We start from the raw sequence: 15,452 nt of genomic DNA, 5'->3' as shown, positions 1-15,452 counted from the left end.
CTTCAGCCGGAGCAGATCCGGCCCGTCCTGTCCCGCCGGAGTCGCCCGGCCCGTCCGCAAGAGAGTCGCCGTGCGCCCCCTGCCTTCTCGCCGAGCCGTCGTGGCCGGACTCGCCGTCGCGGCCACCGCCGTGGGCTGCACCTCCCGCACGTCCGTCGGGCCCCCGCCGTCCGACGTGCCGGGCGCGCACCTCGCCGACAAGCAGCCCGCGCCGCGCGCCGCCGTGCAGCCCGGCGAGGACGGCAAGAGCGGCACCCGGGTGCTCCAGGTGCTCGCCCACCCGGACGACGACCTGTACTTCATGAACCCGGAGACGCAGCAGTCCCTGGACGCCAACGACACCATCGTCAGCATCTACATCAACTGCGGCGAGAGCAGCGGCCGCAACCGGGTCCCCGGCCAGCCCAAGTCCAAATTCAAATCCGACATCCCCGGTTACGCGGGCGCCCGCCGCCAGGGCCTGCGCCAGGCGTACGCGTTCATGGCCACCGGCGACCCCAAGGCCACGTGGACCTCCCGGGCCGAGGAACTGCCCGGCGGGATGCGGGTGGAGACCAGCACCCTCGACGACCACGAGGGCGTCCGGCTCGTCTTCCTGGGCGTGCGCCAGCACGGCCCCGGCGGCCCGCGCCCCGGCAACCAGACCCTGCCGAAGATGTGGCTGGACCCGGACATGGTCAGCGGCACCCTGGTCAGCACCGGCTCCCCGGTGACCGACCCGTCCCGCGTCACCCGCCGCTCGCTGATCGAGGCGCTGGTGCACCTCATGGACCGCCACGAGCCCACCCTCGTACGGATGCTGGACGCCGACCCGGACCGGCAGATCCACGACGCCCGGCACCGGCTCCACCACGACCAGCCCGGCTACTCCGACCACCCCGACCACACCGTCGCCGCCCTGTTCACGCAGGCCGCCCTCGCCAAGCACCTCAAGAAGCGCAAGGGAACGCCCTGCGCGGTGGTCTCCTACCGCGGCTACTACAACGAGCGCTGGCCCCACAACCTGCCCCGGCGCGTCATCGGCGGCAAGGTGAACGCCCTGAACGCCTACGGCGGCACCCCCGAGGGCTGCGACTTCGTCGCCGGCTGCGGCGACTACGACGTCGGCCGCAACCGCTCCCGGGGCACCGGCTGGGTGCAGCGCACCTCCCACCGGCATCCCACCGCCGCACCCCAGCTGCTCCTGGACGCGGACAAGACCCTGACCGCCTTCGCGGTGCTGTCCGGGCAGGCCGCCATGTGGCGGCAGACCGACGAGGTCGAGGGCACCTGGTCCGAGCCGCGCATGCTCGGCGGCGACGGGCTGCTGCCGGGACTCGCGGTCACCCAGCACAAGGACGGCCGCAGGCAGCTGTACGCGGCGCGGATCGCCGAACTGGGCGCCAAGGCCAAGGACAACCGCCGGGAGATCGTCACGGCCGTACAGACGCGCGTGGGCGGCCCGTTCGGCGCCTGGGTGTCGCTCGGCAACCCCGAGAAGGACCCGGGGCACGGCCGCCGCGTCGGCGCGCCCGTGGTGGCGACCGCGGGCGACGGCACGGTCTGGCTGTTCGTCCGCAACTGGGCCAGGGGCGTCTCCTGCCGCAAGCGCGGCGCCGACGGCAGCTGGAGCCCCTGGCAGGACCTGGGCGGCGCCGAGGTGCAGGAGGGGCTGTGTGCCGTCACCGACAAGGCGGGGCGCGTGCACGTCTTCGGCAGCTCCCAGGGAACCGTGCACCACTGGCGGCAGCAGCGCCCCAAGGGGCCCGTGACGTTCACCGCGACCGGGCTGCCGGTACCGGCCGACCCGCCGGCCGTCCTGGCGCGCCCGGACGGCACCCTGCTGCTGGCCTACCGGGCGGGCGGCACGTCCGAGCCGCTGGCGTACCGGCTGGCCGCCGACGGCAAGACGTGGACTCCCGTACGCACCGGGCTGGTGGCCCGGGGTTACGGGGCGCTCGCCCTGCACACGGAGCCGGACGGCAGCATCCTGCTCGCCGCCCGCAACAACGACGGCGGCACCAGCCTGGCCACCCTGGGCACGGCGGAGGTGCCGCGCTGGTCCAGCGTCACCGGCACGGTGGTCGGGGCGGCCACCCTCGCGGCCACCGCCTCGGGTCAGACACTGCTGGCCCGCCTGGCGCCGGACGCGACCCTGCAGACGGTGCCGGTGCCGGGGGTCACCTCCGCCTGACGCCTTCGTGGGGCGCGGCGGCCGGGCTCACCTGCGGGTGATCCGCACCCGGTGGTTGCCCGACTCGTCGCTGCCGAGGACGTCGACGCGCACCCGGCGCTCCCGGTCGGTGAAGGACGTACCGGGCTCGAAGGGGGCGTCGGAGAGCTCCAGGTGGACGTTGGGACGGCGGGTGCAGCCGCCGCTGTCGCGTTCGCTGTCGGCGACGGTGATGGGCCCGTTGCCGGTGTCCACGTCGGCGTCCACCCGGTAGATCAGCACACCGGGCTTGCAGACCGCGTCGTCGTTGCCGCCCCGGGTGCGCACCTCGACCGCGTACCCGGACGCGTTGTCGAGCGGGACGAACGCCAGCTTGCGGTCGCCGGTGGGGGAGGACAGCGGGGCCAGGGTCAGCTCGGTGCGGCCGGGGCGGGACGCGCAGCCGACCTGCCGGGCGTCCAGCCAGCCCAGCTTCCACTTGTGCCAGCCCAGCAGGTCGTTGTTGGCCCCCCAGTCCTCGGACATGATGTCCCAGTGCCCCACGGAGGCGCCGCCGTCGGTGGTGTACAGGTCCGGCAGCCCGAAGACGTGCCCGTTCTCGTGCGGCAGCACCCTGAAGCCGGTCTCCGCGTACGAACCGGAGCCGTCGTCCTGGCGGCTGTAGACGAACGAGGTGTTGGCCAGCGGAACTCCGTCCGCGACCGGTGCCTCGTGATTGCCGGAGAAGGTCACCGACAGGACGGTCTCCAGGGCGGAGGGGCCCGCGTTCGGGGTGACCAGGATGTTCACCAAGTCGTAGGCGGAGAAGTCGACCTGGGGGTCCGCCATGGTGACGATGTCCTGCACCAGCTGCTGGTAGCCCGGCTCGAAGGGGGCGCCGCGCTCTATCCCGTACTCGGCGAACGGCAGCGGCATCCGCAGCCAGTCGGTGATCGGCGCCTCCGGGGTGTACCGCAGTCGCCCGTAGCTGCTGGTCTCGAACCAGGCGGCGGTCTGCGGGGCGAACTCCTGGAAGCGGTCCAGGGCCCGGCCCGCGCCGGGCGCGTCCGAGAAGTCGATCATCAGGTTGAGGGCGCGGACCTCGCCGGTCGAGCGGGTGTAGCCGGGCGGGGTGGGCATCCCCTCGGACATCTGCACGCCCCGGGTGCCCGCGATGCGGCACGGCTGCGCGGCCGCCTCCGCGGCCTCCGGGGAGCCCGGCGGACCCTCGGGCTGCACTTGTGTCCGTACGGTCGTGCCCTGGCCCGCGCGGAGCGTTCCGGCCGGTCCGGCCGCGACCCGGCCGGTGTCCCCGAGCGAGGTGCTCGCCGAGGTCACGGCGGCGAGGCTGAGGGCCGCCAGAGCGGCCAGGGTGAGCGCGCGGCGCGGGCCCCTGCGGACCCGGCGGGGGCGGCCTTCCGGGGTGGGGAGGGGGCCGCCGGTTATGCCGGGGCGGGGGCGCGGCTGCTGCATGGGAATCGCCTTCCGCTCCACGCAGCCCTGTCCGTTCCGTCCCGGACAGTCCCGACTGCTCCTGTTCGCCCACCCTCCGGCGGGGGGTGCGGAGGCGCGCGTTGGGTGGGCCGAAGGTGGGGCGGCTTGTGATCCAGGTCACATGCGGTGGTGGAAATAACCGGGGACCGAATCCCCGTTTGGAACTGTGTCCGCAGGAAGTGGGGAGCTGATCCCCGTTTCTCCGGCAGTCCCTACGGAGTCGGTCCGTAGGGAGTCAGTCCGTACGGAGTCAGGAGAGCCGCAGTGTCGAGCGGAACCGGAACACCCGCAGTGCGCAGCGTCCCGCGCCCGCGCGCCGACGCCCTGCGCAACAGGGAGCGGATCGTCGCGGCGGCCCGCGAGATGTTCGTCGAGCAGGGGCCGGACGTTCCGTTCGACGAGATCGCCCGCCGCGCGGTGATCGGCAACGCCACGCTCTACCGGCACTTCCCTGACCGCGCCGACCTCGTGCACGAGGTCGTGCTGTCGGTGATGTCCCGGGTGGCCGAGCGGGCCGAGGCCGCCGTCCGTACCGTCTCCGAAGAGGGCGGCGACCCCTTCGAGGCCCTGCGGCGCTTCGTCCACGAGGCCGCCGACGAGCGGATCGGGGCTTTGTGCCCCATGCTGTCCGAGGGCTTCGACAAGAACCACGAGGACCTGCTCGCCGGACGCGAGCGTCTCGAAGCGGCTGTCGAAGACCTCATGGACCGGGCCAGGAAGGCCGGCCGTCTCCGCGCCGACGTCGCCGTCGGAGACCTCATGGTGGCGCTGTCCCAGCTCACCCGCCCGCTGCCCGGAAGCGGCGGCTGCGTGAACTTCGACCAGTTCGTCCACCGCCATCTGCAGCTGTTCCTCGACGGGCTCGAAGCGCCCGCACGCTCCGAGCTGCCGGGCAGCGCGGCAACCCTGGAAGACCTCCGCCGACCTCAGTAGACCCCCGCCGACCTCAGTAGCTGACTGCGCACACCAGCGCGGCCTGCGCCCGTTTTCCTGCCTTTCGCACCCCTAGGTGGCTACTCCCATGCCGAAAACAGACCTCAACCCCTCCCTCAAGGCCGAGTCCATACCCGACCCCAACCGCTGGAAGGCGCTCGTCTTCATCGCGCTCGCCCAGCTGATGGTGGTCCTGGACGCGACGATCGTGAACATCGCGCTGCCGTCCGCCCAGCAGGACCTCGGCATCTCCGACGCCAACCGGCAATGGGTCATCACCGCCTACGCCCTCGCCTTCGGCGGTCTGCTGCTCTTCGGCGGCCGCATCGCCGACCTGTGGGGCCGCAAGCGCACCTTCCTCGTCGGCCTGATCGGCTTCGCGGCCGCCTCCGCCCTCGGCGGTGCCGCGACCGGCCAGGCGATGATGCTCGGCTCCCGCGCCCTCCAGGGCGTCTTCGGCGCCCTCCTGGCGCCCGCCGCGCTCTCCCTCCTGGCGGTGACCTTCACCGACATGAAGGAGCGCGCCAAGGCGTTCGGCATCTTCGGCGCCATCGCCGGCGGTGGCGGTGCGGTCGGCCTGATCCTCGGCGGCTTCCTCACCGAGTACCTGAACTGGCGCTGGACCTTCTTCGTCAACATCCCCTTCGCGGTGGTCGCCGCCGTCGGCGCCTACCTCTTCATCCGCGAGCCCGCCGGCGGCCGCAACCGCGCCCCGCTCGACATCCCGGGCGTGGTGCTCTCCACCCTCGGCCTGGTGGCCCTGGTGTACGGCTTCACGCGCGCCGAGGGCGACGGCTGGCTGGCCGCCTCCACGCTCGGCCTGTTCGCCGCCGCAGTCGTCCTGCTGGCCGCCTTCGTGGCCGTCGAGGCACGGGTGAAGAACCCGCTGCTGCCCCTGCGCGTCCTGCTGGAGCGCAACCGCGGCGGTGTCTACGCCTCGCTGGGCCTCGCCGTCATCTCGATGTTCGGCCTGTTCCTGTTCCTCACGTACTACCTCCAGATCGTGAAGGGCTACTCGCCCGTCATGACCGGCTTCGCCTTCCTGCCGATGATCGCGGGCATGATCACGGGCTCCACCCAGATCGGCGCCCGACTGATGACCCGGGTTCCGCCGCGCCTGCTGATGGGCCCCGGCTTCCTGGTCGCCGCCCTCGGCATGCTGCTGCTCACCCAGCTGGAGATCGGCTCCTCGTACGCCGGTCTGATCCTGCCCGCGCAGCTGCTGCTCGGCCTCGGCATGGGTACGGCGTTCATGCCGGCCATGTCGCTCGCCACGCACGGCGTCGAGGCCCGCGACGCGGGTGTCGCCTCCGCCATGGTGAACACCTCGCAGCAGGTCGGCGGCGCGATCGGCACCGCCCTGCTGAACACCATCGCGGCGAGCGCCACCACGGCGTACGTCGCCTCGCACGCCGCCGGCGCCACCAACGAGCAGCTGCTCCAGGCGCAGGCCATGGTGCACGGTTACGCCAGCGCCATCTGGTGGGCGGTCGGCATCCTGGTGATCTCGGCGGGCATCGCGTTCGCCCTCATCACCACCGGACGCCCGGGCACCACGTCGGTGTCCTCCGGCGACGGTCAGGGTGCCGAGGACGAGGTGCGCATCCCGGTCGTCGCGCACTGACACAGGCCCTTTCGGCCCCCGTCGAACTCTGCCCCGGTCCCGCTGCTGTGACGGTCAGCGGGACCGGGGCAGACCTGTGTGCCGGGGTGCCGGGGCGGGATGCAGGGGGTGCCGGGGCTCAGCGCAGCCAGGGCAGGTCCGCGCCCGTGCCGGTGGGCTCCAGCCCGTCGGCGATCACGCACATGATCTCGCCGAGCTGACGCACCTGTTCCTCGCTGAGGCGGTCGAACATGGCTTTTCGTACGAGTGACACGTGTCCCGGAGCGGCCCCCTTGAGGACCTCGAACCCCTCGTCCGTGAGGAAGGCGTTCTGGCCGCGCTTGTCGGAGGGGCAGTCCTGACGGCGCACCCAGCCGTTCTTCTCCAGCCGGGCCACCGCGTGCGAGAGCCGGGAACGGGTGATCTTCATGTTCTTCGCCAGCTCCGTCATCCGCAGCTTGCGGCCGGGCGCCTGGGCGAGCTGCACCAGCAGCCCGTAGTACATGTGCGGCATGCCCGCGTCGCGCTGGAGCTGGCGGTCGAGCGTGTCGTCGAGGAGCGTGGTGGCATGGATGTACGCGCGCCACACGCGCTGCTCCCCCTCGGTGAGCCAGCGCGGCTCGGCGGAGGGTTCCTCGGTGCGGGCCGCGCTCTTCTTGGTGCTCATGCGCTCCACTGTAAAGCCTCTCATTGAAACTTAAACTAGCTCGCGCTAGGCTCGTGCAGTAACGCTTGAAGATTCAAGCAAGGTCAACAGCATTCAGCAGGGTTCGACAGACCGGAGATCCGTCATGGTGGCCACCGCGGAACGCATGCCCGCCCTCTATCTCAGCCACGGGGCGCCGCCACTCGCGGATGATCCCCTCTGGCCGGGCGAACTCGCCGCCTGGTCCGCCGGGCTGCCCCGCCCCACCGCCATTCTGGTCGTCTCCGCCCACTGGGAGGAGGCGCCACTGGCGCTGGGGGCCACCGAGGCGGTGCCGCTCGTGTACGACTTCTGGGGCTTCCCGGAGCACTATTACGCGGTCGAGTACGCGGCCCCGGGCGCACCGGCACTGGCGCGAGCGGTGCGCGGGCTGCTGCGAGGCGCGGGGACGCCGGTCCAGGACGTACCCGATCGGGGGTTGGACCACGGTGCGTACGTCCCCCTCGTGGAGATGTTTCCGGGCGCGGACATCCCCGTGCTCCAGGTGTCGATGCCGACGCTGGACCCGCAGAAGCTCATGGACATCGGGCGCAAACTCGCACCGTTGCGGGACGAGGGCGTACTGATCGTCGGCAGCGGCTTCTTCACCCACAACCTGGCGGCACTTCGGCACACCGGCCCCGGTGTGCCGAACTGGTCGGCGGAGTTCGACGACTGGGGGCAGCGGGCGCTGGCCGCCGGTGACGTGGACGCCCTGCTCGACTTCGAGCACAAGGCCCCGGCCGGCCGCCTCGCGCACCCGCGCACCGAGCACTTCGCCCCGCTGTTCGTGACGCTGGGCGCGGCCGAGGGGGAGCTCGGCGACGGCCGCAGCGTCATCGACGGCTTCTGGATGGGTCTGGCCAAGCGCTCGCTCCAGTTCGGCTGACCGCCGGCCTGCACCAGAGGAGCGGCTCACTTTCACAGGAGCGGCTCACCGAGCTCCACCGCGTACAGCGCGGACGACAGGGCGTGCTCGTCGCCGACGTCCAGCGCGGTGTCGGCGAACTTCACCACGTGCTCGTCACCGTGCGCGGCGGCCCGCTCGAACACCTCCTCCGGTGCCATCCCCTGCGCCCGGGGCCGGTGGGCGACCGCCGCGTCGGGCGCGTACATCGCGGTCACCGCCGCCGACGCCGTCCAGGCCGCGTGCAGACTCGGCGTCCACAGCGCCTGCGGCAGCGCCGGCAGCACCCGCAGCACGGCGTTCGGGGCGGTCGAGGCGTGCACCAGCATGGTCTCCTCGCCGTGCCCGTGCGTGGCGTACCGGTGCACCGCCGCGCGCACCAGCTCTGTCAGCTTTTCGCGCGCCTCTTGAGGTGTCGCGGGAGCCGGGGCCCACACCGGCAGCCGCGACACCCGCGCCAGCCGCTGCGGGAAGCCCCCGTCCCGTACCTCCAGCGCCGGTACGGCGTCCAGCGCCCCGGCGGCGCTCACCGCACCCGGCACCGGCACGACCTCGGGGGCCGTGTGGTGGCGGGCGGCCCAGTAGCCGAGCCCGTGCGCCAGCTCGGTCAGCCGGGGCGCGCCCTCCTGCGCCAGCAGCCCGCGCACCGTGTGCCCGACCCGGATCACCGGATGCGTGGAACCCCCGTACATCCCCGGCAGCAGCCGCGGCCACCACTGGGCGAGCACGTCACGCCAGGGGCGCTCGGCCAGCAGGCGCTCGAAGTACGCGATCCAGTCGGCGGCCCGGCGCGGATCACCGAGCGCCCCGGCCCAGTTCTCGTCCGTCACCCGCGCGTGGGCGGAGGGGAAGTCCTCCAGCTTGGCCTCGTACACGTCGAGCCACCGGTGCACGGCCCGGGCCCGGCCGCGTGCGGCGAGCGCCTCCACGGCCATCGGCGCGTGATTGGTGAGCCGCCCCAGCCGCTCGGGCCCGAAGGAGTGCAGCCGCGTCAGTGCCTCGTCGTAGATCCCCGTGGTGTCCATGCGCCGGACAGTAGGTGCACCGCCGGGGCCGCGTAACGGGCGCGGGACCTAGTCCGCGCGACCGAGTGCGCCTGCGCCCGGGGGTGCGTCCGGGCCGCTCAGGTCCTTCTCGTACCAGGCGACGTCCCAGTACCGGTCGAACTTGCGGCCCACCTCGCGGAACAGCCCCACCTGCGCGAAGCCGAAGCGCGCGTGCAGCCGGGCCGAGGCCTCGTTGGGCTGGGTGATGCCCGCGTACGCGCGGTGCACGTCCTCCTTGGCGAGCGCGGCGAACAGCGCGTCGTACAGGAGCGTGCCGATGCCGCGCCCGCCCGCGTCGGGCGCGCAGTAGACGGTCGTCTCGACGGAGGTGCCGTAGGCGGCCTTCGGGCGGAACGGACTGCTCGTCGCGTAACCCAGAATTCGGGCACTTCGGACATCGCGAGCAACCATCAAGCGGTAGGGGCCGTCTTCAGGGTGGGAGAGCAGCCACGGGCGGCGCTCCTCGGGCGTGAAAGGCGTCACGTCGAAGGTGATCGACGTCTCACTGATGAAGTGGTTGTAAAGGTCGGTGAGGCCCTCCAGATCAGCCTCCACACCCGCTCTGACCTGCACTTCTGTGGTGATTTGGGCCAAGATTCCTCCTCGGTGGGGCGACAGGGTACTGCAAGATCACGAAATTGAGTGCGGGTGAGGGGAATTCTGTCCGGATTCCAGCCGTTGGTTCTTTTGGAAGCAGGGAACCCGCAAGGAGTCCCGGCAGCCACAGCCACACCAGCGACCTACACACGCAAGGGAGCACCCGCATGGCAACCCGTGCCGTCGCCCGTCGGTCCTCGACCGGATCGACCAGGGCCAGCAGCGTTCGCGCCGTAGGCGGGGAGATCGCCGACCGCGACCTGGTCGGCATGTACCTCGACGAGATAGCACGGACGCCCCTGCTCGACGCCGCCAAGGAAGTCGAGCTGTCCCAGACCATCGAAGCCGGTGTGTACGCACGCCAGATACTCGACGGCGAGGTGGAGGACTCCCAGGAGGCGGGTGTCGCATCCCGCGAAGAGCTGGAAGCGCTCTACGAGGCGGGGGAGCGGGCCAAGGACCTCTTCATCCGGTCCAACCTGCGCCTGGTCGTGGCCGTTGCCCGCCGTTACCCGCGCAGCGGTCTGCCCCTGCTCGATCTCATCCAGGAGGGCAACGCCGGCCTGGTGCGCGCCGTCGAGAAGTTCGACTACGCCAAGGGCTTCAAGTTCTCCACGTACGCGACCTGGTGGATCCGCCAGGCCATCACCCGCTCGATCGCCGACCAGTCGCGCACGATCCGCCTGCCCGTGCACCTGGTGGAGGAGCTGGGCCGCATCCGCCGCGTCCAGCGCGAGTTCAACCGGGAGAACGGCCGCGATCCCGAGCACGAGGAGATCGCCAAGGAGCTCGACGCCAAGCCGCAGCGCATCAGCGACGTGCTCGACTGGGCCCGCGACCCGGTCTCGCTGAACATGCCGGTCGACGACGGCGGCGAGACCCAGTTCGGCGACCTGCTGGAGGACACCTCCGCGGTCTCGCCCGAGCAGTCGGTGCTCTCCATGCTGCGCAGCGAGGAGCTGGAAGACCTCATAGGCAAGCTCGACCAGCGCACGGCCTCGATCATCCGCATGCGGTACGGCATCGAGGACGGCCGCGAGCGCACGCTCACCGAGGTCGGCAAGGAGCACGGCCTCACCCGTGAGCGCATCCGCCAGATCGAGAAGCACGCGCTGCTCGAACTGAAGAAGATGGCCCACGACACGGGCTTCGACGCGGCGGCGTAAGCCCCGCCCGCGGCCCTCCCCGTACGCCGCACGCCGTCTTCGGGACGGCGGTGCGGGCGTACGGCACAGACCACGACGCGGCGGCCACCACCCACCCCGGCCGCCGGGTCCTTCCCGGGACGAAGCCCCGGCGCATCTCCCCCCGAGCGCCGGGGCTCCCCACCAACCGCCTCTACGCGGTCGGGCCGACAGCGCCTCGTCGTCTCACGCGGCCGTGCCGACCGCGCCCCGCCGTTTCACGCGGCCGGGCCGACCGCCCGCCCGATGCGCGCCCCCAGCGACGCCAGGTACTCCACCAGCGCCGGCGGCTCCTCGACCGTGAACTCGCAGTCCACCAGCGCCAGCCGCAGCCCCACCCACTCCGGCGAGTCGGCCAGCTCCACCTCCAGGCGGCAGGTGTTCTCGCCCGTCGCCACCGGCACCCCCATCGCGTGCGGCAGCCGCGCCGCGACGAAGGCGGCGGGCGCCTCGAACGTCGCCACCAGCCGGATCGGCTCGTCCCGCCCCGCCGCACCGCTCAAGGCCTTCATCGACTGCCGCAGGAAGTCCGCCGCGTTCCCCGTCGGCAGCCCCCGCGGCACAAAACGCGCCCCCGTCGCGAACGGCTCGCTCACCCGGTCCACCCGGAACGTCCGCCAGTCCTCCCGGTCGATGTCGTACGCCACCAGGTACCAGCGGCGCCCCGTGCTGACCAGCCGGTGCGGCTCGACCAGGCGCTTGGTGGCCGTACCGTCGCCGGAGCGGTAGGCGAACCGCAGCCGCTCCTGCCCGGCCGCCGCCCCCGCCATCACGGTCAGCGTCTGCGGATCGATGCTCGCCCCGTCGCCGCTGGTCAGCGGCACCGTCGCGGCCTGGAGCGCCGAGACCTGGTGGCGCAGCCGCGACGGCAGCACCTGCTCCAGCTTGGCGAGCGCCCGCACCGACGCCTCCTCGATGCCCTCGACGGCGTGCCCGGCGCCGGCCCGCAGGCCCACCGCGATCGCCACCGCCTCCTCGTCGTCCAGCACCAGGGGTGGCATCGCCTTGCCCGCCACCAGGCGGTACCCGCCCTCCGCGCCCATCGTCGCCTGCACCGGATATCCCAGGTCCCGGAGCCGGTCGATGTCCCTGCGCACCGTGCGGCGCGAGACGTCGAGACGGTCGGCGAGTTCGCTGCCCGGCCATTCGCGGGGCGTCTGAAGCAGCGAGAGCAATTGCAGCAGCCGTGCCGGTGTGTCGGTCATAACACCAAGGATGCGGGGGATGTGGGACACAGCGTGACCTACATGGGGACTAACGTCATCGACATGACATCAGCACCCCCGTCGGGGACTCCCGCAGCGTCCCCGATATCTGCCGCAGCACCCGAAGCCCCTGCCGTCGGCGACCGCCGCCGCTGGTTCGCGCTCGCCATCGTGATGACCGCCGCCTTCATGGACCTGGTCGACGTGACGATCGTCAACATCGCCATCCCCAGCATCCAGAACAGCCTGGGCGCGACCTTCAGCGCCATCCAGTGGATCACCGCCGGTTACGCGCTCGCGTTCGCCGCCGGGCTCATCACGGGCGGCCGCCTCGGCGACATCTACGGCCGCAAGCGGCTGTTCCTCATCGGCATCGGCGGCTTCACCGTCGCCTCCGCGCTCTGCGGCTTCGCCGCGAACCCGGACGTCCTGGTCGCCTCCCGGGTCCTCCAGGGTGCGACGGCGGCGCTGATGGTCCCGCAGGTGCTCTCCATCGTGCACGCCACCTTCCCCGCGCACGAGCGCGGCAAGGTCTTCGGCCTGTTCGGTGCGATCGTCGGCCTCGGCGCGGTCACCGGCCCGCTGCTGGGCGCGCTGCTCACCGAGTGGAATCTCTTCGGCCTCGAATGGCGCCCGATCTTCCTGATCAACCTGCCCGTCGGCATCGCCGGGCTGATCCTGGGCGCCAAGTTCATCACCGAGTCCAAGGCGCCGCGCGCGCTGAAGCTGGACCTGCCGGGCGTCGCCCTGGTGGTGCTGGGCCTGCTGGCGCTGATCTACCCGCTGACCCGGGGCCGCGAGCTGGACTGGCCACTGTGGGGCTACCTGTCGATGGCGGGCAGCCTGGTGATCCTGGGCGTCTTCGTCGCGTACGAGAAGTGGAAGACCCGGCGCGACGGATCCCCGCTCGTGGAACTGTCGCTGTTCAAGGTGAAGAGCTTCGCGGCGGGCATCGCGGTGCAGCTCACCTTCGGTGTCTTCAGCGGCATCTTCTTCATGGTGTGGACGCTGTACATGCAGATCGGCCTCGGCTGGAGCGCACTGCGCGCGGGCGTCACCGGCATCCCCTTCTCCATCGCGGTCTCGGTGGCGGCGGGCATCTCGGTGCAGAAGCTGGTGCCGCGCTTCGGGCGCAAGGTGCTGCAGGCGGGTGCGCTCACCATGGCGACCGGGCTGCTGCTCTACATCTGGGAGGCCAACCACTTCGGTGCGGACATCTCCTCCGTCCAGATGGCGCTGCCGCTGATCGTGATGGGCCTGAGCATGGGCCTGATCGTCGCGCCGCTCACCGACGCGGTGCTCTCCGAGGTGCCCAAGGAGCACGCGGGTTCGGCGTCGGGTCTGATCAACACGACCGGGCAGACCGGCAACGCCTTCGGCATCGGCCTGGTGTCCGTGGTCTTCTTCGGGGTCATCGACGACAAGCTGGAGCTGGCCAAGGGGGCGAAGAGCGCGATCGGTCCGGCGTACGTGGACGCGTTCCAGAGCGCGCTGGGCTGGGTCGTCGGCGTCCTGATCGTCATCTTCCTGCTGATGTTCGCGCTGCCGAAGAAGACGTCGGGCCACGAGGCGCCGGACACGGCGCCCCCGTCCGACGACCTCCACAAGGAGCCCGCCCTGACGGCGTGACGCCCCACCCCCTCCTGCGGCTTCAGGCCCGCCCGGTCCCCGACCGAGCGGGCCTGACGCATTTCCGGGCCCCTCCAGGGGCGCGGGGGACTGCGCGAGCAACCCACCACAAAGCCGCGCGGCGAGCGCTTTAGGTGAAGGGGCGGGTCAGGGGCCCTCTTGCCAGGCCAGAGGGCCCGCACAGCCCGCCCCCTCGGAGGACCAAAGCCCGTTCACGCCCGAACAAGGCCCGTATGTGTTTACCTGCACCCCAAAATGGGCGTACTCTGCCAGAGAAACCACAGGTTCGGGCATCGAACGGACGTAAACCCACATGTACGCACCGGAGCGCCAGCAAGAAATCCTCCGCCTCGCCCGCGAGGGCGGCCGCGTCGACGTACTGTCCCTGGCCGACACCTTCCAGGTCACCGCCGAGACCGTCCGCCGCGACCTCAAGACCCTCGACCGGGCCGGCCTCCTGCGCCGCGTCCACGGCGGCGCCATCCCCGCCGGGCGGCTCGACTTCGAGCCCGACCTCGCCGAGCGCGAGAGCGCCGCCGCCGACGAGAAGGACCGCATCGCCCAGGCCGCCGCCGCCGAACTGCCCACCGAGGGCAGCGTCGTCCTCGACGCCGGCACGACGACGGCCCGCCTCGCGGCGCTGTTCCCGCTGGAGTGCGGCCTGACCGTCGTCACGCACTCCCTGCCGGTCGCCGCCCGCCTCGCCGACCACCCGGGGATAGACCTCCACCTGGTCGGCGGCCGGGTACGGCACCGCACGCGCGCCGCCGTCGACGCCTGGGCACTGCGTGCGTACGGCGAGATCCGCGCCGACGTCGTCCTCCTCGGCGCCAACGGATTCTCCGTACGCCACGGCCTGACCACCCCCGACCTCGCCGAAGCGGCGGTCAAGCGGGCGGTGATCGCCTCGGCCCGCCGGGTCGTGCTGCTCGCCGACTCCGCCAAGCACGGGCAGGAGCACTTCGCGCGGTTCGGGGACCTCGCGGACGTGGATCTGCTGATCACCGACTCCGGGCTCAGCCCCGAGGACGCAGCCGCCATCGAGGCGGCCGGAACCGAAGTACAGCGAGTGTGACCCGATGATCCTGACCGTCACCCCCAACCCCAGCCTCGACCGCACCTACGAGGTCCCCTCCCTGATGCGAGGCGAAGTGCTGCGGGCCACCTCCGACCGGATGGACCCCGGCGGCAAGGGCGTCAACGTCTCGCGCGCGGTCGCCGCCGCCGGACACGACACCCTCGCCGTCCTCCCGCTCGGCGGCGCCCCCGGCGCCCTGGTCGCCGAACTCCTGCGTGCCGAGGGCATCACGGTGGCACCAGTGCCGGTGACAGGACAGACCCGCTCCAACATCTCCGTCGCCGAACCCGACGGCGCCCTCACCAAAATCAACGCACCGGGCCCGGAGCTCACTTCCGCCGAGTCGGAGGCACTGCTCGCCACTGTGCGCGCGCACTCCGCCGACGCCGACTGGATCGCCTGCTGCGGCAGCCTCCCGCGCGGCCTCGCCCCCGAGTGGTACGCCGCCCTGGTGGCCCGCGCCCACGAGGCGGGGGCGCGGATCGCCCTCGACACCTCGGGGCCCTCCCTGCTGGCGGCCCTGCGCGAACGACCCGACGTGGTGAAGCCCAACGCGGAGGAGCTGGCCGAAGCGGTCGGACGGCCGCTCAAGACGGTCGGCGACGCCGTCGCCGCGGCCGAGGACCTGCGTGCCCTGGGCGCACGGTCGGTGCTCGCGAGCCTGGGTGCCGACGGTCAGCTCCTGGTCACCGGTGCCGGTGCGTGGTTCGGCTCGGCGACGGTCGATGTCGTACGGAGCAACGTCGGCGCCGGCGACGCCTCGCTCGCCGGGTTCCTGGCGGCCGGAGGCGAAGGCCCTGAGGCCCTCGCGGCGGCGGTGGCGCACGGTGCGGCGGCGGTACGGCTGCCGGGCAGCGTGATGCCGACCCCGGCGGACCTGGACCCGGCGGCGGTGACGGTGACGGCGGACGTCCCGCTGGACCGCGCACTGACGGAGCCCGCGCCGTGAGCCCCCTGAAC

Annotated in this window: 13 protein-coding genes; 8 read left to right on the top strand and 5 right to left on the bottom strand. The window is 72.1% G+C overall.

Going from position 1 to position 15,452, the window contains the following annotated elements; all coding sequences use genetic code 11:
- Window positions 1–100: 100 nt before the first annotated feature.
- Window positions 101–2,173 carry a PIG-L family deacetylase gene (locus IE269_RS23955; RefSeq protein WP_229898177.1) on the top strand — a complete coding sequence of 691 codons (2,073 nt, stop codon included), beginning with the start codon at window positions 101–103 and terminating at the stop codon, window positions 2,171–2,173.
- Between the two features lie 27 nt (window positions 2,174–2,200).
- Here IE269_RS23955 and IE269_RS23950 read toward each other — a convergent pair whose 3' ends face one another.
- Entirely contained in the window at window positions 2,201–3,604 is a 1,404-nt protein-coding gene (locus IE269_RS23950; RefSeq protein WP_189825176.1) for a M6 family metalloprotease domain-containing protein, read from the bottom strand.
- Window positions 3,605–3,889: 285 nt separating this feature from the next.
- Here IE269_RS23950 and IE269_RS23945 point away from each other — a divergent pair, with 285 nt between their 5' ends.
- Window positions 3,890–4,558: a TetR/AcrR family transcriptional regulator gene (locus IE269_RS23945; RefSeq protein WP_229898176.1), complete on the top strand. Its 669-nt coding sequence runs from the start codon at window positions 3,890–3,892 to the stop codon at window positions 4,556–4,558.
- An 88-nt stretch (window positions 4,559–4,646) separates the two neighbouring features.
- On the top strand, window positions 4,647–6,182 hold the full coding sequence (locus IE269_RS23940) for an MFS transporter (RefSeq protein WP_189825175.1): 1,536 nt from the start codon (window positions 4,647–4,649) through the stop codon (window positions 6,180–6,182).
- Window positions 6,183–6,300: 118 nt separating this feature from the next.
- On the opposite strand, the gene IE269_RS23935 is transcribed toward IE269_RS23940, so the two are convergent.
- Window positions 6,301–6,828 (bottom strand): MarR family winged helix-turn-helix transcriptional regulator, encoded by a 528-nt coding sequence (locus tag IE269_RS23935; protein ID WP_189825174.1) that lies wholly within the window; start codon window positions 6,826–6,828, stop codon window positions 6,301–6,303.
- A gap of 124 nt (window positions 6,829–6,952) precedes the next feature.
- Here IE269_RS23935 and IE269_RS23930 point away from each other — a divergent pair, with 124 nt between their 5' ends.
- On the top strand, window positions 6,953–7,735 hold the full coding sequence (locus tag IE269_RS23930; protein WP_189825173.1) for a dioxygenase family protein: 783 nt from the start codon (window positions 6,953–6,955) through the stop codon (window positions 7,733–7,735).
- Between the two features lie 32 nt (window positions 7,736–7,767).
- On the opposite strand, the gene IE269_RS23925 is transcribed toward IE269_RS23930, so the two are convergent.
- Together IE269_RS23925 and IE269_RS23920 are read right to left on the bottom strand one after the other, a co-directional pair.
- Window positions 7,768–8,778, bottom strand: a complete 1,011-nt coding sequence (locus tag IE269_RS23925; protein WP_189825172.1) for a questin oxidase family protein — start codon at window positions 8,776–8,778, stop codon at window positions 7,768–7,770.
- Between the two features lie 48 nt (window positions 8,779–8,826).
- Window positions 8,827–9,384 (bottom strand): GNAT family N-acetyltransferase, encoded by a 558-nt coding sequence (locus IE269_RS23920; protein WP_438817622.1) that lies wholly within the window; start codon window positions 9,382–9,384, stop codon window positions 8,827–8,829.
- A gap of 179 nt (window positions 9,385–9,563) precedes the next feature.
- Here IE269_RS23920 and IE269_RS23915 point away from each other — a divergent pair, with 179 nt between their 5' ends.
- Window positions 9,564–10,562: a sigma-70 family RNA polymerase sigma factor gene (locus IE269_RS23915; protein WP_189825170.1), complete on the top strand. Its 999-nt coding sequence runs from the start codon at window positions 9,564–9,566 to the stop codon at window positions 10,560–10,562.
- Window positions 10,563–10,798: 236 nt separating this feature from the next.
- Here the strand turns inward: IE269_RS23915 and IE269_RS23910 are convergent, their stop codons facing one another.
- Complete coding sequence (locus IE269_RS23910; RefSeq protein ID WP_189825169.1) at window positions 10,799–11,785, bottom strand: helix-turn-helix transcriptional regulator; 987 nt, start codon at window positions 11,783–11,785, stop codon at window positions 10,799–10,801.
- 63 nt (window positions 11,786–11,848) lie between these two features.
- Between IE269_RS23910 and IE269_RS23905 the strand changes: the two genes are divergently transcribed.
- The 3 genes from IE269_RS23905 to pfkB all read left to right on the top strand — a co-directional run bounded on the left by IE269_RS23905 (window position 11,849) and on the right by pfkB (window position 15,441).
- Complete coding sequence (locus tag IE269_RS23905; protein WP_189825168.1) at window positions 11,849–13,414, top strand: MFS transporter; 1,566 nt, start codon at window positions 11,849–11,851, stop codon at window positions 13,412–13,414.
- 313 nt (window positions 13,415–13,727) lie between these two features.
- Window positions 13,728–14,489 (top strand): DeoR/GlpR family DNA-binding transcription regulator, encoded by a 762-nt coding sequence (locus IE269_RS23900; RefSeq protein ID WP_189825167.1) that lies wholly within the window; start codon window positions 13,728–13,730, stop codon window positions 14,487–14,489.
- Between the two features lie 4 nt (window positions 14,490–14,493).
- Window positions 14,494–15,441: a 1-phosphofructokinase gene (gene pfkB / locus IE269_RS23895; RefSeq protein WP_189825166.1), complete on the top strand. Its 948-nt coding sequence runs from the start codon at window positions 14,494–14,496 to the stop codon at window positions 15,439–15,441.
- Window positions 15,442–15,452: the final 11 nt, after the last annotated feature.

It is taken from the genome of Streptomyces spiroverticillatus (genome assembly GCA_014650415.1).
GTDB lineage: Bacteria > Actinomycetota > Actinomycetes > Streptomycetales > Streptomycetaceae > Streptomyces > Streptomyces spiroverticillatus.
This window is presented reverse-complemented; position numbering and strand designations above follow the sequence as displayed.

Bases quoted from the DNA above. Each gene is read 5' to 3' on its own strand.
- IE269_RS23925 (WP_189825172.1), bottom strand. From the start codon at position 8,778: ATGGACACCACGGGGATCTACGACGAGGCACTGACGCGGCTGCACTCC.
- IE269_RS23910 (WP_189825169.1), bottom strand. From the start codon at position 11,785: ATGACCGACACACCGGCACGGCTGCTGCAATTGCTCTCGCTGCTTCAG.
- IE269_RS23930 (WP_189825173.1), top strand. From the start codon at position 6,953: ATGGTGGCCACCGCGGAACGCATGCCCGCCCTCTATCTCAGCCACGGG.
- IE269_RS23950 (WP_189825176.1), bottom strand. From the start codon at position 3,604: ATGCAGCAGCCGCGCCCCCGCCCCGGCATAACCGGCGGCCCCCTCCCC.
- IE269_RS23935 (WP_189825174.1), bottom strand. From the start codon at position 6,828: ATGAGCACCAAGAAGAGCGCGGCCCGCACCGAGGAACCCTCCGCCGAG.
- pfkB (WP_189825166.1), top strand. From the start codon at position 14,494: ATGATCCTGACCGTCACCCCCAACCCCAGCCTCGACCGCACCTACGAG.
- IE269_RS23900 (WP_189825167.1), top strand. From the start codon at position 13,728: ATGTACGCACCGGAGCGCCAGCAAGAAATCCTCCGCCTCGCCCGCGAG.
- IE269_RS23915 (WP_189825170.1), top strand. From the start codon at position 9,564: ATGGCAACCCGTGCCGTCGCCCGTCGGTCCTCGACCGGATCGACCAGG.
- IE269_RS23905 (WP_189825168.1), top strand. From the start codon at position 11,849: ATGACATCAGCACCCCCGTCGGGGACTCCCGCAGCGTCCCCGATATCT.
- IE269_RS23940 (WP_189825175.1), top strand. From the start codon at position 4,647: ATGCCGAAAACAGACCTCAACCCCTCCCTCAAGGCCGAGTCCATACCC.